The organism is Streptomyces gilvosporeus (genome assembly GCF_002082195.1).
Lineage (GTDB): Bacteria > Actinomycetota > Actinomycetes > Streptomycetales > Streptomycetaceae > Streptomyces > Streptomyces gilvosporeus.
This window is the reverse complement of sequence record NZ_CP020569.1, coordinates 1,712,376-1,734,847: the sequence shown is the minus strand read 5'-3', so window position 1 is coordinate 1,734,847 and position 22,472 is coordinate 1,712,376. Positions and strand designations below refer to the sequence as shown.

The window sequence follows — 22,472 nt, the reverse complement described above, 5'->3', positions numbered from 1 at the left end:
AGCACCTCTCTCATGCATTCCACGCCTTCCCCTGCCCTGCCCGTGGGCCGGGGGCTCCTGTACGTCACCCTCACCGGCATCGCCTGGGGCACGGCCGGTGCGACCGCCGCCCTGCTCTACCGGGGCAGTGGCCTCGGCCCCCTGGCCATCAGCTTCTGGCGCACCGTCGGCGGCCTGGCGCTGCTGCTCGCCGTCCGCGCGGTACTGCGCCGCCGGTCCGGTTCCACACCCGCCACGGCCTCGAATGAGCCGATGCGACGCCGCGCCGTACGGATCGCCCTCACCGGCGTCGCCTTCGCCGTCTTCCAGACGTCCTACTTCGCCGCGGTCGAGGACACCGGCCTGGCCGTGGGCACCGTCGTCACCATGGGGGCGGCGCCCGTCCTGATCGCCGTCGGCGCCCGTCTGACCATGGGCGAACGGCTCGGTGCGGGCGGCGTCCTGGCCGTCGCGGGGGCGCTGACCGGGCTGTCGATTCTCGTCCTCGGCGGGGGCGGCGCCACGGTCCGGCCCGCCGGCGTCGGCTATGCGCTGCTGTCCGCGGCCGGCTGCGCGGCGATGACGCTGATCACCCGTCGGCCGGCCCGGGACGGCAACGGCAATCCGTATGCCGCGATCCTGGGTACCTTCGCGGTCGGCGCGCTGTGCATGCTGCCGTTCGCGCTGGTGGAGGGGCTCTGGCCGCAGGCGCACGGCCTGGGCCGCAGCCTGCTGTTGCTGGGCTACGTCGCGGCGGTGCCGACGGCGCTGGCCTATGTGCTGTACTTCGCGTCGCTGGCCGTCGTGCGCGCCGCGACCGCTTCCGTGATCCTTTTGCTGGAGCCGGTGTCTGCCGCGGCGATCGCGGTGCTGTTCCTGGGGGAGCGGCTCACGATGACCACGGCGGCCGGAACCGGTGTGCTGCTGACGGCCGTTGTGGCCCTGGCGGTGACGGAGGCGCGCCGCGCCCCGGAGCCCGCCGAACCGGACGTGGTGCCGGTGGCGGGCTGAGCGGGGGTGCCCGGCCGACGCCGTCGGCCGGGCACTTCGGTGTGCTACCGCGGGATGGCGGACCGGGCGGCCCGGCGGCGCTCCTGGTGGCCGCGGGCCGCCGCATCGCCGGGGCCGTTCCGCTCCGCGAGCCGCTGGGCGATACGGCGCTGGACGGCCTCGCTCCGCTTGCCCGCGTACTTGAACTTGGCGCGTACCTCCTGCACTTCGAGCCGCAGCCCCCGCAGCCCGGACAGCTGCCGGCCGTACGGAGCCTGCCCGGCCCTCACCGGGGCCGAGCCGCCCTCCGGCTGGAAATGGCCCAGCTGGCGTTGCAGCAGCGCCGCCTTGGCCTCCGGGTCGTCCACCACGTGGGCGGTGCAGGTCAGCTGTACCGCGGCGTAGAAGCTGGTGGGTACGCCGTGCTCGGGCGGTTCGTCCACGTCCGCCTGCCAGAGGCCGGGTATGAAGGCGTAGTCGTCCACCACGCTCAGCAGGACCGTCGGATGCTCCTCCAGGGCGCGCCAGAGGGGGTTGGGGCGGGCGAGGTGGGTGATCACCTCACGGCGGGCCGGATCGTAGGCGAAATGCGTCGGCTGCACCATCGGCGGCGCACCGGCCGGGCCGTTGACGGCGAGCTGCCCGAAGTCGTGCGTGGCGAGCCAGTCCTGCCATTCGGCGTCGTCGGTGGCGGCGTCCCAGGGATGAATCAGCATGGCGAGTCCCCCGTCGGCGTGAGGTAGGCGGGCTGCGGTGTGCCGGGCACGAGGTCGTCGGACGGTATGGGGGTGCCGTAGACCGGGGCCACCGGGAGGACGCCGCTCCAGTAGGGCAGCGCGAGGTCTTCCGGCTCGTCGTGGGGGCCGCCCGTGCGCATCTTGGCGGACACCTCGCGCAGATCGAGGCGCAGCACGGCGGTGGCCGCCAGTTCCTTGGCGTTGCCGGGGCGGGAGTCGGCCGCGCGGCCCGGCAGGACATGGTCGACCAACGCGTCCAGGGCGGCCGACTTCTCGTCCGGGTCGAGGACCTGGTGGGCGGTGCCGTGGACCACGACGCAGCGGTAGTTGATGGAGTGGTGGAACGCGGACTTCGCCAGGACCAGCCCGTCGACATGGGTGACGGTGACACAGACCGGCAGACCGGGCTCGGTCTGCTCGCCGCTCGCGCCGGCCATCCGCAGCGGGCGGGAGCCCGTCGAACCGTGTACATAGAGGCGGTCGCCGACGCGGCCGTAGAGCGTGGGCAGCACCACCGGCGCGCCGTCGCGCACAAAGCCGAGATGGCAGACGTATCCCGCGTCGAGGATGGCGTGCACCGTCTCGTGGTCGTAGGTCGCGCGCTCGCGGGCGCGGGTGGGGACGGTGCGGTCGGTCGGTGCGTACGACGACGTCCGCGCCGCATCCCGGGCGGCTGCTGCGGGAGTGCTTGCTTCGCGACCTGCGACGTCCGCTGCGTGGGCCTCCCGCAGCGGCGCTTCTCCCGACACTTCTCCGGCCCCTACTTCTGCCACCTTTTCCGCCGCGCTCTCTGCCGCTTCCTCGGCCGTTTCCTCGCTCACTCGCTCTGCCACTTCTTGCGTCCCTTCCCGTGCCACGGTGCTCTCCTCGCCCTCTCCGCCGATGCGTCCCCACCGGCTTGTGCCCTTGCCGGATCTTTTGAACTAGTGCATAATCGAGTTTGTGCTAGGAGAATATCGGATCGAAGGGCGGCGCGCATCGGACATTGCCGCCAGCGTCGAGCGAGCCATCGGTGCGGGCGAGCTCCAACCAGGCGAAGTACTGCCTCCCCTCCGGGAGTTGGCGGTCTATCTCGAGGTCAATCCCAATACGGTCGCGTCCGCATACCGGACGCTGCGCGACCGCGGGGTGATCGAAACCGCGGGCCGGCGCGGCAGCCGGGTACGCCCCAGACCCGCGAGCACCCCCCGCGAGGCACTGCGGGTCGAAGCGCCGCCAGGCGTACGGGATGTCTCGGACGGCAACCCCGATCCCGGACTGCTGCCCTCGCTGGAGGGTGCGCTGGCGCAGGCCGCTGCGCGCAGCACCCGGCGGCCCACGCTCTACGGCGCCCCCGCCATCGACGGCGACCTTGAGGCGCTGGCCCGGGCGGCCTTTCTCCGCGACGGTCTGCCTGAGGCCCCGATCGCCGTGACCAGCGGCTCGCTCGATGCCATTGAGCGGGTGCTCGCCGCGCATCTGCGGCCCGGCGACACGGTGGCGGTGGAGGACCCGGCGTGGGGCAGCCTGCTGGATCTGATCCCGGCGCTCGGGCTGCGCCCCGCGCCGGTCGCGGTGGACGACAACGGCCCGCTGCCCGAGCAGTTGGCGCAGGCCCTCCGCGGCGGTGCCCGGGCCGTTGTCGTCACCGACCGGGCGCAGAACCCGACGGGAGCCGCGATCGGCCGCGCCCGCGCCGGCGAACTCCGTGCGCTGCTCGCCGAGCACCCCGGCGTTCTTCTCATCGAGGACGACCACGGCCACGGCATCGTCGACCTGCCGCTCCATCCGCTCTCCGCCGTCACCGACCACTGGGTCCTGGTCCGCTCCACGGCCAAGGCGTACGGCCCCGACCTGCGCTTGGCGGTGCTCACCGGCGATGCGGTGACCGTGGACCGGGTGCGCGGCAGACAGCGGCTGGGGCCGGGCTGGGTCAGTCATCTCCTTCAGGACGCCGTCGCCCATCTGTGGCGTACCTCCGCCGTCGACCCGCAGCGGATCGCCGCGGCGTACGGCCGTCGGCGGGACGCTCTGATACGCGCCCTGGCCGAGCGAGGGGTGCGGGCCCGCGGGCTCAGCGGGATGAACGTCTGGGTTCCGGTCCCCGACGAGACCGGTGCCGTCGCCCGGCTCCTGCACGCCGGTTGGGCGGTGGCGCCCGGGGCGCGCTTCCGGATGCACTCCCCGCCCGGTGTGCGGATCACCGTGTCCCCGCTCGCCGATGACGACATCGACCCGGTGGCGGATGCGGTCGCGGCGGCCGTCGGAGTGGGGGAGGCGCGGAGATATGAGTGAGGGGTAGGGGCCGCTGGTTCGAGGCGTAGGGCGCGGGGGCGCGGAACCGGGTTTTCCGACCTCCGGTGATGCTGGTGCGGCCGTGCGCCACGACGCGCCCCGTCGGCGTTACGGCGAGAGCCCCCGAGTGGGGGCTCGGGGGCTCTCCAGGGGAGTGGCTTCGGATGGCCGCGGCTGGGGCCTGGGCCAGGGGAGTTGCTAGGGCTTGCGGCGTGGCTTGCTCTGGGTGAGGGCGGCGCCGGCCAGGACGATCAGGGCGCCGACCGGGGTGTTCCAGCTGAGCTTTTCGTCCAGGAGGGTCACACCGGCGGCGGTGGCGATGACCGGGATGAAGTAGGTGCACATCTGGGCCGTGGTGGGGCCGATCTCGGCGACCAGGCGGTATTGGAGGACGAAGGCGAAGCCGGTGCCCAGTGCGCCGAGGGCGAAGGCGGAGAGCACCGACGCGAGGGGGAAGGAGGTCGGCCAGGAGGTGAACAGGGGCGTCACCACGGCCAGTTGGAGGGTGGCGAGCAGCAACTGGGTGCCGGTCATGGCGAGGGGCGAGTGTTCGACGTCGGCCAGCGTGCGGCGGACGTAGATCCAGCCGATGGCGTAGCAGAGCGACGCGCCCAGTGCCATCGCGGTGCCCGCCAGGTCCGTACCGGCGAAACCCTGCCAGGCGCCGAGGACCGTGAGCACGCCCAGGAAGCCGATCCCCAGTCCGGCGACCCGGCGCCGGGTGGGACGGTCCTCGGACAGGGCGACGAGCGAGAGCACCATCCCCCACAGCGGGGAGGTGGCGTTGCAGATGCCGGCCAGCGTGGAGGGGATGGTCGTCTCGGCATAGGCGTAGAGGGTGAACGGAAGGACGTTGAGGATGAAGGCGGCGACCGTCAGATGGCCCCAGATCCGCGGGGAGCGCGGCAGCCGTTCCCGCTTGATCGCGAGGACCGCCAGCAGCACGAGCGCACCGAAGGCCAGCCGGCCGAGTGTGAACTGCAACGGCACGAAGCCCTCGGTGCCCACCTTGATGAAGAGAAAGCTGAACCCCCACACCGCGCAGAGCATGGCGAAGCGGACCGGCCAGCCCAGGGTGCGGCGACGGGCGGAACCGGCCGGGAGATCGCCGGAGGCGGCGCTGCCGCCGGAGGGCTGGGCGTCAGTGGGCTGGGCGCCGGTGCGCTGGATGTCGGGAGTCGTGGAAGAGGGGGAAGGGGGCGCGGTGCGGGTGGCGTCGGTGGCCGGGCCGGTGGCGGTGCTCATGGGCTCTACGATGCTGAGCCCAACTTCGTAGCACAAGCGAGATTTTGTGTGCGGTATCGCGTAGCATCGCTAATGTGTTGAACCTGGATCGCCTTCGAGTGCTGCGCGCCGTCGCCCGCCACGGCTCGGTGAGCGTGGCCGCCGATGGGCTGCATGTCACCACCTCGGCCGTCTCGCAGCAGATCGCCAAGCTGGAGCGGGAAACCGGACAGCAGCTGCTGGCGAAGAACGGACGCGGGGTACGGCTGACGGATGCCGGCCGGCTGTTGGCCGATCATGCGGGGCGCATCCTCTCGCAGGTCGAGCTGGCGCAGGCCGAGTTGGAGGAGCACCGCGGCCGCGCCGTGGGCGAACTGCGGCTCGCCGCATTTCCCACCGCCGCCCGCGGACTCTTCCCGGCGGCGCTGGTCTCCCTGCGCACGGAGCACCCGCAACTCCGCGCTCAGCTACGGGAGTTGGAGCCGGACGACTCGGTGCGCGGAGTGGTGCGCGGCGATCTGGATCTGGCGGTCGTTCTGGACTGGCACAACCGGCCGCTGCCGCTGCCCGAGGGCCTGGCCAAGGCCCCGCTCCTCGACGATCTGGCGGATGTGGCGATGCCGGCGGACCACCCGCTGGCCCAGAGGGAAACGGTCGATCTGGAGGAGTTCGCCGACGACGAGTGGATCTCCTGGCCGCAGGCGGAGTTCTGCCACGACTGGCTGCTGTTCACCCTGCGCAGCAGCGGAGTGGAGCCCCGTATCACGCATATGGCCGAGGAGCACCACACCCAGCTCGCGCTGATCGCGGCCGGGCTGGGCGTCGCGGTCGCCCCGCGCCTGGGTCGCGGACCGGTCCCGGCGGGCGTGAGCGTGGTGCCCGTACGCCATACGATGTGCCGCCATGTCTACGCCATCTGGCGCGCGGACGCCGACCGTAGGCCCTCGATACGTGCCGCCGTCGCCGCACTCCAGCAGGCGGGAAGAGGTGTGGCGGACGCCTGAGCGAGGGGGATACGGAAGCTGGTTGCGGCGGGCGGCCTGACCTCGCGGACGGGCGTGGCCCCGGCCGTCGCGATTCCGGCCCGACCCGCGCCGACCGGCGTGTTTCAGGCGACCCGGCTCCGGTCCGTCCGTCCTTGCGTCCTTCCGCCCGTCCGTCACACCCGAACAAGCCTCAGGCCGGTGTGGCTCCGGCCGGCGGGACGATATCGCGGATGATGCCCAGGGCGAGCAAGTCCTGGGGTCGGATGCGGAGTTGGTCGGCGGTGTGGTGTACCTCCTGGGGGTCGCGTTTGAGGATGGCGGCGGCCAGCTCCGGGGCGATCACCGAGAAATAGCTGTCGGGCGTCGCCCAGAGCCGGTCGGGCGCGGCCAGGGCCAGGGCACCGCCCGAGCCGCCCTCGCCGATGAGCAGCGACGTGACCGGTACGCGGGCCGAGGCGAGCGCGGCGAAGGCGTCGGCGATGGCCGCGCCTGCGCCGGCCCGTTCGGCCGCGGCGTCATTGGCCGCGCCCGGGGTGTCGATCAGGGTGAGCACCGGGATGCCGAGCCGGTCCGCCAGCCGGACCAGCCGGGCGGCCGTACGGAATCCGGCCGGGAGGGTGGCCGTACCGCACTGCGCCGCGAAGGCGATGGTGCGGCCGTCGCGATGGCCCAGCCCGCAGCGTATGCCGCTGTCGGTGCCGCCGCAGCGGTCGCCGTGGATCTCCTCCCAGTCGTCGAAGTACGCACGCAGATAAGCCTCGGCGCGCGGGCGGCGGGCATCGCGGGCGCGGACCACCGCCCGCCAGCCGGTCTCCGGCAGATTGCCCGTGCCGAGCGCGGCCGGCGGCGGCGCCGCCTCCGGAACGGCCCCCGGCCCGCCCGCGCCGGCCAGCAGTCTGAGCCATCGCTGAAGCGTGCCGCGCAGCTGGTCGGGCGGGACGACGGCGTCGATCTGACCGGCCGCCAGCTGGCCCTCGGCGCAGTAGGCGGCCGGATCGGCGTCCGCGGGGCGCACCCGCGAACCGGCGAAACCGATCTGCGCGCCGGGCAGGGCGAGGAGGACATCGGCGGCCGCGCCGAGCGTCGCCCAGCCGCCGCCGGTGGTCGGATCGCGCAGCACGGCGAGATGCGCGAGCCCGGCGGCGTGGTGCCGCGCCGACTGCCCGGCCACCCGCTGGAGCTGCGTCAGCGCCCGCATCCCCTCCTGCATCCGGCTGCCGCCGGTGGCGATCAGCGACACCAGCGGCAGCCGGCGCTCGCGGGCCTCGGTGTAGGCGGCCACCAGCCGGTCGCCGGTCCGTTCGCCGAGGGAGCCGCCCAGATAGCCGAACTCGAAGGAGATCAGCACGACTTCGGTGCCGCCCACGGTCGCCAGGGCGGTGACCACCGACTCCTCCTCGCCCGTACGGTCCCGGGCCCGCGACCGGGAGGCGTCGTAGCCGCGCCAGCCGAGCGGCCCGTCCGGTCTGCCGGACCCCGGGGCCTCGGGCGTCGGCAGCTCGACATACGAGTCCGACACCGCGGCCATGGACTGACGGGCCGTCAGCCGCATACTCGGCACCGGTGCCGGAAAAGCGGGCTCATGCATGGAGGTCTCGTTTCAGGATCTTGCCCATGTCGTTGCGCGGCAGGGCCGTGAGGAAGTGCACCACGCGGGGCCGTTTGTGGGGCGCCAGCTGACGCGCGACATGCTCGGCCAGCTCCTCGGCGGTGGGGGCGGGCCCGGCATCCGGACCCGTTGCGGGCACGACCCAGGCGACGATCCGCTCGCCGAGGTCCTCGTCCGGCTCGCCGGTGACGGCCGCCTCGGCGACCCCCGGGTGCGCCAGGAGGGCGTTCTCGATCTCGCCCGCGCCGATCTTGTAGCCGCCGCTCTTGATCAGATCGGTGGCCTTGCGGCCGACGATGCGGTAGTTGCCCGCCGGATCCCGGACCGCCATATCCCCCGTACGGAACCAGCCGCCGTCGAACGCCGCGGACGTGGCATCGGGGCGGTTGAGGTACTCGGTGAACAGGTTCGGACCGCGGACCTGGATCTCGCCCACCGTTTCGCCGTCGCTCGCCTCGATGGCCTGCCCGGTGTCGTCGACCAGCCGGACATACACACCCGGCAGCGGCACCCCGACCGTCCCGGTGGCCTCCGGGCCGTCCGCCCGCACGCTGGTGTTCATCAGCGTTTCCGTCATGCCGTACCGCTCGATCACCCGCCGCCCGGTGGCCGCCGCGAGCCGCTGATGATCGGTCAGCGGCAGCGCGGCCGAACCGGAGACCAGCAGCCGCGCCCCGGCGAGCGCCTTGGCGAGTACCGGGTCGCGCCCGGCCTCGGCGGCCAGCCGGTGGTACATCGTCGGCACCCCGAACAGCATCGTGCCGTCCGCCGACAGCTCCCGGGCGACGCCTTCCGTACTGAAGCGCCCCAGGTGGTGAACGCTGCCGCCGCGGCGCAGCGGGCCCAGGATGCCGAGGATCAGGCCATGGACATGGAACAGCGGCAGGGCATGCACCAGGACGTCGGCGGCGGTCCACTGCCAGGCGTCCTCCAGAGCGTCCAAGGTGTGGGCGATGGCGCGCCGGGAGAGGACCACACCCTTGGGCGGGCCGGTCGTACCGGAGGTGTAGACGACCAGGGCCGGTGTCTCGTCGACCGGTTCGTAGGGCAGCGGGGCCGGTTCGGAATCGGCGGCGGGGCCGGCGGCCTCGATGTCCGCCCGGGGGAGCGCGGCAAGCGCGGCGGGCAGTTCCTCGCCGGGCGCGGCCAGTACGAGCGAGGGCGTGCTGTCCGCCACGATGTGCGCCAGCTCGCTCTCGCCGATTCTGGGATTCACCGGCACCGCGGCCACCCCCGCGAGCAGCGCGGCGACGGTGCCGACCGCGGTCTCCAGTGTCGGCGTCGCCCACAGCGCCACCCGGCTCTCGCCAGCGATCCGCCCGGCGAGCGGCGCCGCCGCGGCGGCCAGCTCGCGGTAGCTGAGCGCGCGGTCGCCGAAGCGCAGCGCGATGGCGGGCGATGCGTCGTGCAGCGCGGGGAAGAGCACGTTCACCGGGTCTCCTTCGTCCTGGTCGGCGCCCGGCCATGACGGCCGGGTCACCCCGCTCCCGCGCCTGCGACGGCGCCGGGCGGGCTGACCACACCACTCTCGCAGAGACCACTGACAATGCGGTCCGTGACCGCGCGATCTCGCCGTGCTGCTCCTCCGCGAGGGAAGCAGCGGCCGCCGCCGGCGCGACTCAGCCCGCCATCTTGCGGAAATCCCAGGAGACGACGGACTTCGGCGTCAGCCGCAACCACGCATGCCGGCCGTCGTGCGGCATGGCCTCCATCCCGAAGTACTTCGCCGCGAACAGCCGCTCCGGACCGTCCAGTTCCGGACACCGCTCACCCGTACGGGGCGCCTCCCCGACGCGCACCGCCTCGCCCGCCAGCTCGACCCCGCGCAGCTCCCCGTACGCGTCCCCGTCGTCGACGACCACCGCGATCCGCGGGTCCTTGCGCAGCTGCGCCCACCGCTTGCTGCGGGTGATCGAGTACAGCCACAGCGCCGTGCCGTCCCAGGCGAACCACAGCGCCCCGACGTGTGGCGCGCCGTCACCGCCGACCGTCGCGACCCGGCAGGTCCGCTGCGCCGCCAGGAACGCGTCCAACTCGTCCCGCGCCATCATGATCCGGCGCCCGCGCCGCTGAGTGTCCGCCATGGGAGATCCCCTCCGTTACCGTTGGGTGTGGGATGCCGCGAGAAGCCTCGACGATGAAGCCCTGATGACACAGACGTGATGACACAGCCCTGATGACGCAGTGCTGACGATGCGTCAGAAATCATGAGGCCTCTTCCTTGCGGGCGCAATGGCGGCTAACCTCGCGCTCCGCCACACGAGAGGGCCCTTCATGCCGCCGCACGCGCAACTCGCCGAGCAACTGGACCCGGCCACCACGGTGCTGCTCACCGTCGAATGCCAGCGAGGTGTGGTCGGCACGGACAGCGCGCTGCCCGAACTCGCCGACGTGGCACGTGGATCGGGGGCGCTGGCGAACATCGCCCGCCTGGTGGCGGCCGCTCATGAGGCCGGGGTCCAGGTCATGCACGCGATCGCCGAACGCCGCCCCGACGGGCGCGGCGCCAGCCGCAACGCCCGTCTCTTCCGGGCGGCCGAGCGGCTGCCCGTCCAGCAGATCACCGGCTCCACCGCGGTACGCGTCGCCGATCCGATCCCGGTCACGGACGACGACCTGGTGGTCCGCAGGCTGCACGGCCTGTCCCCGATGGCCGGCACCGATGTCGACGCCCTGCTGCGCAACGTCGGCTGCCGGACCCTGGTGGTCACCGGGGTGTCGGCGAACGTGGCGATCCCCAACACCGTCTTCGACGCGGTCAACCGCGGCTATACGGCCGTCGTCCCCGCGGACGCCATCGCAGGGGTACCCGCCGAATACACCCCTGCGATGGTCCGCAACACGCTCGCCCTGGTGGCCACCATCGCCACCACCGACGACCTCCTGGGCTGCTGGAAACGGCCGCGCCGCGCCCGCTGAGCCGGGCCGGGCGTTCGGGCTCCGGTCGGCGTCGGGTCAGCTGAGGGTGACCGAGCCGTCTTTGACCGTCACCTGGGCCGGCGGCAGCCCCTTGGTGGCGGGGCCCTTCTTCACGCTGCCATCCTTGATGTCGTACTTGCTGCCGTGACACAGGCAGTTGATGGTGCCGTCGGAGATCTCGCCGACGAGACAGCCGGCGTGCTGGCAGACCGCGGAGAACGCCTTGAACTGACCGCCCTCCGGCTGGGTCACGACCACCTTCTCGGCCTTGAAGATCTTGCCGCCGCCCTTGGGGATCTCGGAGGTCTTCCCCAGGACGGTCCCGGCCCCGGCCTCGGACGAGCCCCCGCCGCACGCCGCCAGGGCCGCGGTCATCCCGACCGCCCCGGCGGCCACGACGACGGCCCGCCGTGTGGTCCCGGCCGCGGGCCCCACGGGTTCTGCCGGGGACCGCTCCATCAGGGCATCTTCCGGAGCTGTTCGCTCCGGGGTCCTTTGCTGCGCAGCCGTTCGCTGCGCCGCCCGCTCCGTCGCTTCCCGTCGAGCCATGGTGTGCCTCCGGTTCCTGGTGCGTTCGGTATGGGGTTCCCCGTGCCATGGGGGTTCCTCATGCCATACGGAGGCGCCGCCTCTTCCGTTCACCCTGTTCCCGGCCCGCCGCCGGCCGTCCCCAGGGCATCCAGCAGGAAATCCCGCTGGAACCGGAGCAGGTTCTCGTTGACCGTGTCATCGGCCGGGGAGTGGGTCGCCCCGGGCAGCGGCAGTACGGTGTGCGGCCGGCCCGCCGCGAGCAGCTCCGCCGAGAACCGCAGGGTGTGCGCGGCCGCCACGTTGTCGTCGGCGAGCCCGTGGACGAGCAGCAGCGGGCGGCGCAGCCGGTGTCCGTGGCCGGCCAGAGACGAGCGCGCGTAGTGCTCCGGGTGCGCGTCCGGGTGGCCCAGGAACCGCTCCTTCCAGTGGGTGTCGTACAGCCGCTGGTCGGTGGGCGGGGCACCGGCCACCGCCGCGTGGAAGACGTCGGGCCGGTGCAGTACGGCGGCGGCCGCCAGGAACCCGCCGAACGACCAGCCGCGGATCGCCACCCGTCCCAGGTCCAGGGCGGCGCAGCGTTCCCCGGTGGCGCGCAGTGCGTCCACCTGGTCCTGGAGGGCGGGCCCGAGCTGGTCACCGTGCACGGCCTTCTCCCAGGCGGGCCCCCGCCCCGGTGTGCCACGCCCGTCCACCACCAGGACCGCGAACCCCTGTTCCGCGAACCACTGGGACACGCACGCCGGCCAGCCGCGGTCCCGTCCCACGAGCTGCAACCCCGGCCCGCCGTACGGATCGAGCAGCACCGGCAGCTTTCCGGCGCCCTCCCGGTGCCAGGACGGGAGGTACAGGGCGCCGCGCAGCTCCCGTTCGCCGAGCGTGAGAAGCCGCGGCCGCGGGGCGACCACCGGTTCCTCGGCGTGCGAGACGAGGGCCCCTACGGGTGCGTACGCACCGGCCGCGCCCCGGACGACCGTCACCTCGGCGCCCCGTGCCGTGACCCCGGCGAGCACGGCCGTGCCGCCCCGCCCCGCGCCCCCGTAGCGGCCCGGCTCCCGGCTCAGCCGGTGTGCGCCGTGGCCGGGCTCGTAGCACCACACATGGGTCTCGGTGGGGTCCTCGCTCGCCGTGAACAGCACCCGCTCGCCCTCGGTGCCCAGGACCTCGCGCAGTTGCAGGCCGTCGCCCGTCACCCGGTGGCCGCCGACGGCCAGATAGCGGGTGTGGGGCGTGTCCTCGGGCAGCACGAGTGCCCCGGAGGCGGTCCGGGCGGGCGTGCCGGGCACCAGCTCGACCCAGGCGGGATCGGTCCGCTCGTGCAGCACCCGGGTGGCGCCGGTCGCCGGATCGACGGCGAGGGTCCGTACGGTGCGCTGGTCACGGCTCTGTACGGCGAGGAACGGACCGTGCGCGTCCCAGCCCGCGGCGACGAGGTACTCATAGGCCGCCCGGTCCCACGCCACCTCCACCCGCCGTCCGTCCAGCGCGACCAGCTCGACGGTGACCTCCGCATTGGCGGTGCCCGCCGCCGGATAGCGGATCGCCCGCGGCGGCTTGGCGGGGTCGGCCGGGTCGCTGAGGTAACGGCGTTCCACGGAGGCGGTGTCCACTCGCGCCACCAGGAGGCGGCTGCTGTCCGGTGCCCACCAGTAGCCGCGCGACCGGCCGATGGATTCGGCGGCCGTGTACTCGGCCAGCCCGTAGGTGATCTCCGGCCCTTCGCTGCGGGCCAGTTGGCGGTCGGTGCCGTCCAGGTCGACGACGTGCAACGACCGAGCACTCACATAGGCGATGTACCGGCCGTCGGGGGACGGACGCGGGTCGACCACCGGGCCGGCCGCCGCCACGGGGAACGGCGCGCCGCCGTCCGTGCGTACCGCCCACAGCGCCCCGGACAGCGCGAAGGACACCAGACGGGCGGCGCCGTCGGCGGCATACGCCACCACCCCCACGGAGCGCTCCCGCGCCCGCTCCCGCCGCAGCCGCTCCTCCTCCGGTACCGTCTCCGCCCCGGCTCCCACGAGGGCCGCCGGGTCCGCCAGCAGCCTCTCCGCGCCGTCCTCGTACTGCCACAGCCGGCCCACGGGGTCCCGGCCCGACCCGGTACGCACGAAGAGCACCCGCCGGCCGTCGGGGGAGAGGGTGAACTGCCGGGGCACACCCAGCGAGAACCGGCGGGTCCGCGCGAACTGCCGTGGGAATCCGGCCGGATCCGGGGCATCCGACGCGCCATCCGATGTGCCGTCCATGCTGTCCGAAGTGCCGTCCAAGGCGTCGTCCTTCCGTTGTGCCGTGCTTGTCTGGGCCGAATGGCTCCAAGGGTGTATAGGCACAAATGAACGCGCAGCGAAAGGGAGCGGTCCCCTCCCCGGGCGTCGTTCACCGCCGGGGAGGGGCGGCAACAAGGGAGCGGGTCAGGCCCCTTCGGCGGCCAGCTCGGTGCGGATTTCGCGGGCGGCGGTGACCAGGTTCTCCAGGGAGGCGCGGGTCTCGGGCCAGCCGCGGGTCTTCAGGCCGCAGTCGGGATTGACCCACAGCCGCTCGGCCGGAATGGCCTCAAGTCCCGTGCGCAGCAGGGCTGCCGCCTCCTCGGCGCCGGGGACCCGCGGGGAGTGGATGTCGTAGACGCCGGGTCCGGCTTCACGGGGGTAGCCGTGCCAGGCCAGTTCGCGGGCGACCTGCATATGGGAGCGGGCGGCCTCCAGGCTGATGACGTCGGCGTCGAGGTCGTCGATCGCCTGGACGATGTCGCCGAATTCCGCGTAGCACATATGGGTGTGGATCTGGGTTTCCGGCCGTACGCCGCCGGTGGTGAGGCGGAACGCCTCGGTCGCCCAGTCCAGGTAGGCGGCGTGGTCGGCGGCGCGCAGCGGCAGTGTCTCGCGCAGCGCGGGCTCGTCGACCTGGATGACCGAAGTCCCCGCCGCCTCCAGGTCGTCGACCTCGTCGCGCAGAGCGAGCGCCACCTGGCGGGCGGTGTCGCCCAGCGGCTGGTCGTCGCGGACGAAGGACCAGGCGAGCATGGTGACCGGGCCGGTGAGCATGCCCTTGACGGGCCGTTCGGTGAGCGACTGCGCGTAGGTGGTCCAGCGGACCGTCATCGGCTCGGGGCGCGAGATGTCCCCGGCGAGCACCGGCGGGCGCACGTAGCGGGTGCCGTACGACTGCACCCAGCCGTGCTGGGTGGCGAGGTACCCGGTGAGCTGTTCGGCGAAGTACTGGACCATGTCGTTGCGTTCGGGCTCGCCGTGCACCAGGACGTCGATCCCGGCCTTCTCCTGGAAGGCGAGGACCTCGCGGATCTCGTCCTTGATCCGCTCCTCGTAGCCGGCCGTGTCGATCCGCCCGGCGCGCAGATCGGCCCGTGCGGTGCGCAGCTCGGTGGTCTGCGGGAACGAACCGATCGTCGTCGTGGGCAGCAGCGGCAGCCCGAGGTGTGCGCGCTGGGCGGCGGTGCGTTCGGCATACGGCTGCGAGCGGCGCCCGTCGGCATCGGCGACGGCCGCGGTGCGGGCCCGCACCGCGGGGTCGTGGGTCAGTGCGGAACCGGCCCGGGAGCCGAGGTCGGCGCGGTTCGCGGCGAGTTCACCGGCGATGGCTCCGGTGCCCCGTGCCAGGCCGCGCGCCAAGACCGCGATCTCCTGCGTCTTCTGGCGGGCGAAGGCGAGCCAGCGGGCGATCTGCGGGTCGATATCGGTTTCGGCGGTGGCGTCCAGCGGGACGTGCAGCAGGGAGCAGGAGGCCGAGACGTCGACCCGGTCGGCGAGACCGAGGAGGGTGCCCAGGGTGGACAGCGACTTCTCGTAGTCGTTGATCCAGATATTGCGGCCGTTGACGACGCCCGCCACCAGGCGCTTACCGGGCAGTCCGCCGACCGCGGCGAGGTCCTGGAGGTTGGCGGCGCCCGACTCGGTGAAGTCGACGGCCAGACCCTCCACCGGCGCCTTGGCCAGGACGGACAGCGCTTCGCCGAGACGGCCGAAGTAGGAGGCCACCAGGAGCTTCGGCCGGTCGGCGGCGCCGCCGAGTTCGCGGTAGGCGCGGGCGGCGGCGTTCAGCTCGGCCGGCGTGCGGTCCTCGACCAGCGCGGGCTCGTCCAGCTGCACCCACTCGGCGCCCGCTGCCCGCAGGTCGGCGAGGACCTCGGCGTACACCGGAAGGAGCCGGTCCAGCAGGGTCAGCGGCTCGAAGTCCGCGGCCACTCCCGGAGCCGGCTTGGCCAGCAGGAGGTAGGTGACGGGCCCGACGAGGACCGGGCGGGCGGCGTGCCCGAGCGTGAGGGCCTCCGTCAGCTCCGCGACCTGTTTGGTGGAGTCGGCGGTGAAGGCGGTGTCCGGGCCGAGTTCGGGAACCAGGTAGTGGTAGTTGGTGTCGAACCACTTGGTCATCTCCAGCGGGGCGACCTCCTGGTTGCCCCGCGCCATCGCGAAATAGCCGTCCAAGGCGTCCGCGCGGACGGCGGTGCGGTGCCGCTCGGGGACGGCGCCGACCATGACACTGGTGTCCAGGACGTGGTCGTAGTACGAGAAATCACCGGTCGGCACTTCGTGGATGCCGGCGTCGGCCAACTGCTGCCAGTGCGAACGCCGAAGGTCTGCCGCGGTCTGCCGTAGGGCGTCGGCGCCGACGTGGCCCTTCCAGTACCCCTCGACGGCCTTCTTCAGTTCACGGTGCCGTCCCTGGCGGGGGTAGCCGTACACGGTGGCCCGTGCTGCCGAGGCTGCGGACTTCGCTGTCACGGAACTCTCCTTCGCGAAGATGTCTCGTCGGTATCCCGGAGACGGGACGCGAGCGCGAAGGAACGACCTACCGGGCGGACCACGACGCGGTGTCGCGCGTGCCCGCTCGATATGTACGCCGACCCGCCCACGAGGTCACCGGGATGGCCGCACGCGATCGGTCGCGCGCGGGCAACGGGCAGGTCTTCGGACTCGCGGGCCCGTCTCGTACGCGTACGAGACACCTACTGGCCGTCGCTTCCCAGACCCCTCCGGACCCAGTGCGTATGACGGCGGTCGTTCCCACTCACCGCTGCGGGGCAGTCCCGGATTCCCACCGGGTTCCCTCTTGCGACGCTCCTGCCTGGCGGACAGGGCGAACCAGCTGCATCCGTCACCCTAGAGGGACGATCCGCGGGCCGCACAGCCTTGATCACATCGCGGACGGTGACATGGGACACCCCCGGAGGGGCATGCGGCCTCCAGGGCGGCGGTCTCCGATGGTCTAAGGTCGGCCTTCGTGTCTGAGCCTTCCTCATATCTGACGACGACAGCCGACGCCTACGACGCCGTGGCCGTCCTTTACGCCGACCTGTTTCGCGATTCGCTGGCAGGTCTTCCGCTGGACCGCTCGATGATCGCGGCATTCGCCGAGTTGGTGCGGACGACCGGCTCCGGGCGGGTCGCGGACCTCGGCTGCGGCCCCGGAAACGTGGCGGCATCCCTGCGGGACCTCGGGCTGGACGTCTTCGGTGTCGACCTGTCGCCCGTGATGATCGATCTCGCCCGCGAGGCGTACCCCGACCTGCGCTTCGACGTGGGCTCGATGGATGCGCTGGATCTGCCCGACGGCGAGCTGGGCGGCGTCCTTTCCTGGTACTCGCTCATCCACATCCCGCCGAGGGAAGTGCCGTCCTACCTGGCCGAGTTCCGTCGGGTGCTGGCCCCCGGCGGCCATGTCCTGCTCGCCTTCTTCGAGTCCGAGGGCGGGCCGGTGGTGCCCTTCGACCACAAGGTGACGACGGCCTACCGATGGCCCCTCGACGAACTCGCCGAACTGGCAGCCAAGGCCGGGTTCAGCGAAGTCGGCCGGATGCTCCGCGAACCTCTCGAAGGGGAGCGGTTCCGCCGAGGCCATCTGCTGATGCGCGCGGTGTAGCGCTGCGGACGCGGTCCCGTTCACCGGTGCGCTCCCTCGGCTGGCAGCCGCGCCAGGACCTGACGCACCGTTGTCTTCGCGGCGGCTCCGTCGTAGAGGGACCAGTACGCCTGCGCCAACTCGTCCGTCAGGTCGCCGTCCTGGGGACCGGCGGGGACGCCGGCGATGTGTTCCTTGCGGACCGGGTACGGGCGGGCGCGCATATCGCTACACTCTCGCACTGCTATAGGGGCACTACGCAGAGCGAAGAACGGTTGGGTCGGGCTGCGTGTGAGTTCGGGGGGGCGCACATGGTTCTGCAGGTGGAGTTTGCTCCCGCGTGTGGTATCGACCTTGATGAACAGGGGGACATCGTCGATGCCCTTTGCGATGTCGCCGCGCTGGGGGACGACATCGACATCGAGGAGGACGAGAGCCCCCCGAAGGGGTACTGGCCCGCTGATGTCCACACGGTGACGGTGCTCCGCAGGCTTGCCGGTGGGCGCAGCGGTTCCGAAGTCCTGGAAATCGAGGTCGGCGTAAAGAAAGCTGCCGGTTTCCTCCAGGTCGCGAAGCTGATGAGCCATGACGAGGCCGTACAGGAGTGGAGCGCTTTCACCGCCCTGGCGAGAAAGCACGACGACACCCTCTATGTGCCGATCGTGGCCGTGAGTCGGTCCGTGATCGACAAGCAGTTCGCGGTGGACTTCAAACGGCATGTGGTGGTCTATGCGCATGTGCGGGACCGTGATCAGAACACCGAGGGCACCCTCAGGTCGCTGGAGGACGTGGTGGTCGAAGCCATCAGGGATCCGGACGCGACGGCTCAGGGTGTGGCGACGCTTTCGGCGATGATGAGTACGCTCCGGAACAAGCTGTACCGCAGCGCCGCCTCGGCGTCGGACCAGCTCCTACGGCAGGAGAACTGGAGCCTTGGCCCCAATGTGGTGCTGACGGCCGATCGTATCGACGCCGGAGGCCAAGGACGTGTGCGGCTCATTGACGGAAATCCGGGTGCGGAGGACCTCAAGAAGAATGCGGTGACCTCCACTTCGCTCTTGAAGGCGTCCACCGCGCCACCGGGTGCCGGCCGGAGTCTTGTCGAGGACAAGATTCGTCTGATGCTGAACGATGGTGCGGTGGACGGGGCGGTGGTGTCCGGCGAGTTCAACGGTGTTCGGGTACACGTCGAACTGACCGGTGCGGCCGGCGACCGGACCGATGTGACGGAGCTGATCGGGAAGCGGCCCCTCGATGTGTATGGGGCGGTTCAGCAGACCCGTTCCCAGTGCTGGTCGGATCTCTTTGCCGCGCGCATGTCGGCGAAGGGCGATTTCACGGAAACGGAAAGCCATCTCACCTATGACGGGGTGGCAGTGGAGCATCCCGTGAAGTCATTGCTCAACGTCCTTTCCGCCTCCGCCGAGGCGCGGACGCGCTCGCATGTGCACGGTGACCTCAATCCGCGCAACATCATGTTCTGCGACAAGAATCCGTACCTGATCGACTTCGCCTCCTTCGAAGTGGAGGGATACCTGCTCGCCGACCTGGCGTGGATGGAGGTGTGCACCCTCCGCGACTGCGTCTCCCCTCTCCTCTCCTGGGCCGACCTCGTCCGTCTGCAGCGATACCTGGCGTTGCTCACCGTTGTCACCCCCCTCTGGGAGGCCGACGCAGTCGCCTCGGCTGCCGCCTTCCTGGTGGAGTCGTTTTCCCAGGATGCGCCTGAGTTGAGCCGTTGTCTGGAACTTCTCTGGGCGCTCCGGCTGGGAATCTGGAAAATGGTGCCGACCGAGGACCGCGAGGCGTGGCCCAGGCACTACTTTCAGCACCTGACCCTGGCAGCCTGTCGCACGTTCAAATGGGAGGCGGCCCATCAGTCCGAGCAACAGGTCGGCGCATCCACCGCAATTGCCGGAGTGGCCTCTGAATGCCTCACGCCGGAATTCAACAACTTCTTCGACCAGTGGACGGCCGGCCAGGCCCAGTTGGCCTACGAGACGCTGCTGGGCAATTCCGACGAGCTCAACTGGGCGTCCGCCGACCTGCTGACGGCGGCGTTGGTGGCCGGCGGTGTCGATCCGCCGCGAAGGCCGGGGTCGGCGGCACGGCAGACCACGGAGCGACTGTTCAGCGGCCCGTTGGCACCGACGGTCGAGGAACTGCAACGTCACTGCCGGGACAGGGAGTTCGACAGCTCCCAGCACTACCACGACTTCACCTACATTCCCCTTGAGGGACGTGTGCTGGCGCCGGGGGAGCCCTATGTGCAGCAGGGTGAAGGGGCCCTGACCGTGGCTCCCCGGAGCTGCCTGAGTCTTCTGGCGCAGCACGATGTCGCGGTGTTGGTGGCCGACTCGGGGTCGGGCAAGAGTGTCGTGGTCCGCGAGCTGAAGATGCGCATGATGAGCGCGTTCTCCAAGAACGCGGACCCGGCGGTGGCCGCCAGGACCCCGTGCTGTCTCCCGATGTCCCTCAGCGCGGCTCAGCTGAGCAGCGAGCTGCACACGGCATCCGACCTCACGCCCTCCAAGATCCTGCGCGGCTTGGTCCAGCTTCCGGATGAGCTGTCGCAGGGCCGGCTGGAACGCCTTTTGGAGGTGGGGGCAGTTCACCTGACCGTGGACGATCTGCACAAGGTCGAACTGCGGCACCGCAGAGGCGTGGCTGTGTGGCTCAAGGACCTTCACGTCAAGCATCCGCAGGTACGTATCGTGGTGTGCCAGCGCGGCGGGGACTATCAGCCCGAGGATTTCGGGTGGCCGGCGGTTGTGCTGCACAAGGTACGGGAGGGGCCCGCCCGCACCTTCATCGCCGATGAGCTGCGCAAGAGATATCAGATGGGGTGGCAGGCGAAATGCGCCCAGCTGGGAGAACTCCTCTTCAAAGACCCGTCAGCCGTGGCGTTGCGTGAGCTGGCCGGCAGACCGCTGTTTTTGAAGATGCTGGTGCGGCATTTCGTGGATACGGGCGAGGTCCCCTCGAACCCCGGAGTCCTGGTCCACGAGTACCTGGCGCGCATGCTGAAGTCGGGTGAGCATGCCATCCCGGTCGCCCAGCAGAAACAGATGCTGAACAAGCTGGTGAGCAAACTCGGCGACTCGGGATCGCTCAGTCGCGAGGAGGCCGTCCAGGTCATCGAGGATCCGACGCGTGAGGACGCGGAGCAGGATCTGGAGACACTGCTGTCGACAACCGCCGTTGAGCAGGATGCTTCGCGGATCACCTTCTGCAACCCTCTGGTACAGGCCCTCTGCGCAGCGTCGGTCCTTCTGGAGGACGCACAGGACCAGGTGTCTTCGGTAACCGACCGTATCCGGAAATTCGGTTGGCGGGATGCGGCGCTCTTCTTGGTCGCCGATCCGCACGCGGACGAGGAGACCGTCGCCGCGGTGCTGCGTACCGCGGTGGAAGCAAACCCCTGGTACGGGGCGATGCTCTTGCAGGCGGCTCCGGAGAACGCGGTGCCCGATGTGCGCGAGGCGTTCTTGGCGGCTCAGCATGGGGTGCTGCGTTCGGAGGCGAGCGGCCGGCCGGCATGGCGGCGGTCGGCCTATGCCCTGGCCAAGTACGGTGCACGGTCCGCCATGGACGTCCTGGAGCAGGTGGCGCTGGACGAGAACGGTGCTCCGGAGGCCGTGAAGGCGTCACTGGACGGCCTGGTGATGATGCATCAGTGGTTTGTGCCGGATGCGACGTCCACCTTGCAGGAGGTCCTGTGCCATCTGTTGGACCCGCCACCCGGGGTGAGCGTGGAGGGCTCCGTCATCGTCCGGGCCCTGCGCAGCATTCAGGCTGCGGGGTTGACGAGCATGGCAGGCCACGCCTGGTCCCGGATGGAGCAGACCGGGGCTTCCTGGGAGGTGATCTCCCAGGCGTGGGACACGCTGGCGCAGCTGGGCGTACTGCCCAACAGGACGTTGCGCGCGATACACGCCCAGGCGTGCAAGCGGCAGTTATTCGAGATCGACCGGAAACTGGCGGGAACGGCGGCCACCTCCACGGCGGAAAGGCTCAATGAAGAGCGTCTGTCCTTACTGAAGCGCCTGGCCGCCGAGGGGGATATCGAGTCGCTGCTCGCCTATCGCTTTCGAGCGGGCCTGGCCGAGTGCCCGGACTGGCCGGAAATGCTGGAACGGGCGGCCAGAGCGGCCCAGGCCGTCGATCCCCAGCATGTCCTGGCCGGCGTACTGCTCGACCGCGAGATGCTCGGTATGAGGCCTGACGGCTGGAGGGACCTGCTGACGCAGTCCAACGAGCATCTGGCGATGATCGCGGCACATCGGCTGTTGTCGGATGGCCGAGTCCTGGGTGCGTCGTCACTGGAACAGGTCGGTGGCCAGGCGTCGGCCAAGAGACTGTCGATCGTGGCGGCGTTCGTCCACTCCCTGTCCCCCGACGATCAGGGAGTGCTGGAGCGGCTGCTGGAGCCCGTCCTGGCCACGCTCACCCCGGAATTCGTCGACCCTGTCGCATGTGTGGTGTCCGCGGCGGGAACCCTCGGCCCTGAGCTGGGGCTGCGCCTGGCCCTCAGGGTGCAGGAAGCGCTGATGGAGCACGGCCTGGAGCGCCAGGCCGTGCACTGGCCGTGGTGCACGACGTGGCGCCAGGTGCTCCCCTTGCGGGCCGAGACCGCGTTGTTCGTCGAGGAACAGGGCATCGACTCCCCGACATTGACCACGCTGCTGGGCAGCGTCGATGTGCTGCTGGATGCTCCGTTCGTCCAGCCGATGGTGCTCGCACCGGCGGTGCGGCAGCAGTTGTTGTCGCTCCAGCCGAAGAACCCGGATGGCGTAGCGGCCCATCAGTTCGTGATGCTTGCGGCCAGTGCGGGGCTGTACGAAGCCCTGCCGTTCGTCCATGACGTCGCCCAGAGCCAGCACAACATCGGCACGATCATCACGCACTCACACGGCGAACACGGGCTGGTGCAGGTTTCGTTGGCGGCGCACGCCACGACGGCCATCGGCTACCTGGGAAGTCTGGCACTGCTGGAGGACCTGATGCTGGAAGCGGAGGCGGCGGAGCAGGCTCTGCATCGGCTGGCGCACGAGACCGACTCGCTGCACCCCAGTCTGGAGCGGGCCCGATTGGTGGGACTGGGCTACTGGGGCCATTGGCAGGAACTGCTGTCCGCGCTGTCTCCGGACGATCCGGTGCTGGTCGCGGCCGCCCGCAATATCGTCACCCACTGGCTGCCCGGTCCACGGGACCGTCTGGGTGAAGCCTGCTTCCACAGCATCGCGCGGTGGACTGCCCGCGAGCTGGCCACGGGCAAGCTTCCCGCATCGACACAGGCCGTGTTGACGCATATCCGCGACAGCACGGAAAACAGACTGGGACGCTATGTGCGGTGAACGAACAGCCCCA

General features: G+C 71.1%; 16 protein-coding genes and 1 riboswitch. Of the genes, 6 read left to right on the top strand and 10 right to left on the bottom strand.

The genetic code is table 11. From position 1 onward, the window contains the following. Nucleotides 1-12: 12 nt before the first annotated feature. Nucleotides 13-990: a DMT family transporter gene (locus B1H19_RS07605; protein WP_083103857.1), complete on the top strand. Its 978-nt coding sequence runs from the start codon at nt 13-15 to the stop codon at nt 988-990. A 44-nt stretch (nt 991-1,034) separates the two neighbouring features. On the opposite strand, the gene B1H19_RS07600 is transcribed toward B1H19_RS07605, so the two are convergent. Next, nucleotides 1,035-1,685, bottom strand: a complete 651-nt coding sequence (locus tag B1H19_RS07600) for an FMN-binding negative transcriptional regulator (RefSeq protein WP_083103856.1) — start codon at nt 1,683-1,685, stop codon at nt 1,035-1,037. Then, complete coding sequence (locus tag B1H19_RS07595; RefSeq protein WP_237289200.1) at nt 1,679-2,527, bottom strand: pyridoxamine 5'-phosphate oxidase family protein; 849 nt, start codon at nt 2,525-2,527, stop codon at nt 1,679-1,681. Before B1H19_RS07595 ends, B1H19_RS07600 begins: the two co-directional genes overlap by 7 nt. Nucleotides 2,528-2,648: 121 nt before the next feature. On the opposite strand from B1H19_RS07595, the gene B1H19_RS07590 reads away from it, so the two are divergent. Continuing rightward, nucleotides 2,649-3,980, top strand: a complete 1,332-nt coding sequence (locus B1H19_RS07590; RefSeq protein WP_083103855.1) for an aminotransferase class I/II-fold pyridoxal phosphate-dependent enzyme — start codon at nt 2,649-2,651, stop codon at nt 3,978-3,980. 198 nt (nt 3,981-4,178) lie between these two features. Here the strand turns inward: B1H19_RS07590 and B1H19_RS07585 are convergent, their stop codons facing one another. Further along, nucleotides 4,179-5,225: a DMT family transporter gene (locus tag B1H19_RS07585; RefSeq protein ID WP_203237120.1), complete on the bottom strand. Its 1,047-nt coding sequence runs from the start codon at nt 5,223-5,225 to the stop codon at nt 4,179-4,181. A 74-nt stretch (nt 5,226-5,299) separates the two neighbouring features. On the opposite strand from B1H19_RS07585, the gene B1H19_RS07580 reads away from it, so the two are divergent. Beyond that, nucleotides 5,300-6,208, top strand: a complete 909-nt coding sequence (locus B1H19_RS07580) for a LysR family transcriptional regulator (RefSeq protein ID WP_083103853.1) — start codon at nt 5,300-5,302, stop codon at nt 6,206-6,208. 172 nt (nt 6,209-6,380) lie between these two features. Here the strand turns inward: B1H19_RS07580 and B1H19_RS07575 are convergent, their stop codons facing one another. The 3 genes from B1H19_RS07575 to B1H19_RS07565 form a co-directional block, all read right to left on the bottom strand. Further along, nucleotides 6,381-7,778, bottom strand: a complete 1,398-nt coding sequence (locus tag B1H19_RS07575; protein WP_237289199.1) for a carboxyl transferase domain-containing protein — start codon at nt 7,776-7,778, stop codon at nt 6,381-6,383. Beyond that, entirely contained in the window at nt 7,771-9,231 is a 1,461-nt protein-coding gene (locus tag B1H19_RS07570; protein ID WP_083103852.1) for an acyl-CoA synthetase, read from the bottom strand. The genes B1H19_RS07575 and B1H19_RS07570 overlap by 8 nt, the downstream gene beginning before the upstream one ends. Nucleotides 9,232-9,418: 187 nt before the next feature. After that, nucleotides 9,419-9,883, bottom strand: a complete 465-nt coding sequence (locus B1H19_RS07565) for a pyridoxamine 5'-phosphate oxidase family protein (RefSeq protein WP_083103851.1) — start codon at nt 9,881-9,883, stop codon at nt 9,419-9,421. Between the two features lie 190 nt (nt 9,884-10,073). Here B1H19_RS07565 and B1H19_RS07560 point away from each other — a divergent pair, with 190 nt between their 5' ends. Continuing rightward, complete coding sequence (locus B1H19_RS07560; protein WP_083103850.1) at nt 10,074-10,718, top strand: cysteine hydrolase family protein; 645 nt, start codon at nt 10,074-10,076, stop codon at nt 10,716-10,718. A 36-nt stretch (nt 10,719-10,754) separates the two neighbouring features. Here B1H19_RS07560 and B1H19_RS07555 read toward each other — a convergent pair whose 3' ends face one another. From B1H19_RS07555 to metE, 3 genes are all read right to left on the bottom strand, one after another. After that, the gene (locus tag B1H19_RS07555; protein ID WP_083103849.1) at nt 10,755-11,177 is read right to left on the bottom strand and encodes a Rieske (2Fe-2S) protein; all 423 of its coding nucleotides are present in this window, start codon (nt 11,175-11,177) and stop codon (nt 10,755-10,757) included. Between the two features lie 179 nt (nt 11,178-11,356). After that, nucleotides 11,357-13,495 carry a prolyl oligopeptidase family serine peptidase gene (locus B1H19_RS07550; RefSeq protein ID WP_083109477.1) on the bottom strand — a complete coding sequence of 713 codons (2,139 nt, stop codon included), beginning with the start codon at nt 13,493-13,495 and terminating at the stop codon, nt 11,357-11,359. Nucleotides 13,496-13,660: 165 nt separating this feature from the next. Continuing rightward, complete coding sequence (gene metE / locus B1H19_RS07545) at nt 13,661-15,985, bottom strand: 5-methyltetrahydropteroyltriglutamate--homocysteine S-methyltransferase (RefSeq protein ID WP_083103848.1); 2,325 nt, start codon at nt 15,983-15,985, stop codon at nt 13,661-13,663. 160 nt (nt 15,986-16,145) lie between these two features. Then, nucleotides 16,146-16,365: riboswitch (cobalamin riboswitch) on the bottom strand. Between the two features lie 119 nt (nt 16,366-16,484). On the opposite strand from metE, the gene B1H19_RS07540 reads away from it, so the two are divergent. Further along, the gene (locus B1H19_RS07540; protein ID WP_083103847.1) at nt 16,485-17,123 is read left to right on the top strand and encodes a class I SAM-dependent methyltransferase; all 639 of its coding nucleotides are present in this window, start codon (nt 16,485-16,487) and stop codon (nt 17,121-17,123) included. Nucleotides 17,124-17,143: 20 nt separating this feature from the next. On the opposite strand, the gene B1H19_RS07535 is transcribed toward B1H19_RS07540, so the two are convergent. Beyond that, nucleotides 17,144-17,326 (bottom strand): hypothetical protein, encoded by a 183-nt coding sequence (locus B1H19_RS07535; protein ID WP_083103846.1) that lies wholly within the window; start codon nt 17,324-17,326, stop codon nt 17,144-17,146. Nucleotides 17,327-17,413: 87 nt separating this feature from the next. Here B1H19_RS07535 and B1H19_RS07530 point away from each other — a divergent pair, with 87 nt between their 5' ends. Next, nucleotides 17,414-22,459, top strand: a complete 5,046-nt coding sequence (locus B1H19_RS07530; protein ID WP_083103845.1) for a hypothetical protein — start codon at nt 17,414-17,416, stop codon at nt 22,457-22,459. Nucleotides 22,460-22,472 lie beyond the last annotated feature (13 nt).

Coding starts and splice junctions, on each gene's coding strand:
- B1H19_RS07530 (WP_083103845.1), top strand. CDS start 17,414: ATGGTTCTGCAGGTGGAGTTTGCTCCCGCGTGTGGTATCGACCTTGAT.
- B1H19_RS07560 (WP_083103850.1), top strand. CDS start 10,074: ATGCCGCCGCACGCGCAACTCGCCGAGCAACTGGACCCGGCCACCACG.
- B1H19_RS07565 (WP_083103851.1), bottom strand. CDS start 9,883: ATGGCGGACACTCAGCGGCGCGGGCGCCGGATCATGATGGCGCGGGAC.
- B1H19_RS07600 (WP_083103856.1), bottom strand. CDS start 1,685: ATGCTGATTCATCCCTGGGACGCCGCCACCGACGACGCCGAATGGCAG.
- B1H19_RS07535 (WP_083103846.1), bottom strand. CDS start 17,326: ATGCGCGCCCGCCCGTACCCGGTCCGCAAGGAACACATCGCCGGCGTC.
- B1H19_RS07585 (WP_203237120.1), bottom strand. CDS start 5,225: ATGAGCACCGCCACCGGCCCGGCCACCGACGCCACCCGCACCGCGCCC.
- B1H19_RS07575 (WP_237289199.1), bottom strand. CDS start 7,778: ATGCATGAGCCCGCTTTTCCGGCACCGGTGCCGAGTATGCGGCTGACG.
- B1H19_RS07555 (WP_083103849.1), bottom strand. CDS start 11,177: ATGGAGCGGTCCCCGGCAGAACCCGTGGGGCCCGCGGCCGGGACCACA.
- B1H19_RS07605 (WP_083103857.1), top strand. CDS start 13: ATGCATTCCACGCCTTCCCCTGCCCTGCCCGTGGGCCGGGGGCTCCTG.
- B1H19_RS07550 (WP_083109477.1), bottom strand. CDS start 13,495: ATGGACGGCACATCGGATGGCGCGTCGGATGCCCCGGATCCGGCCGGA.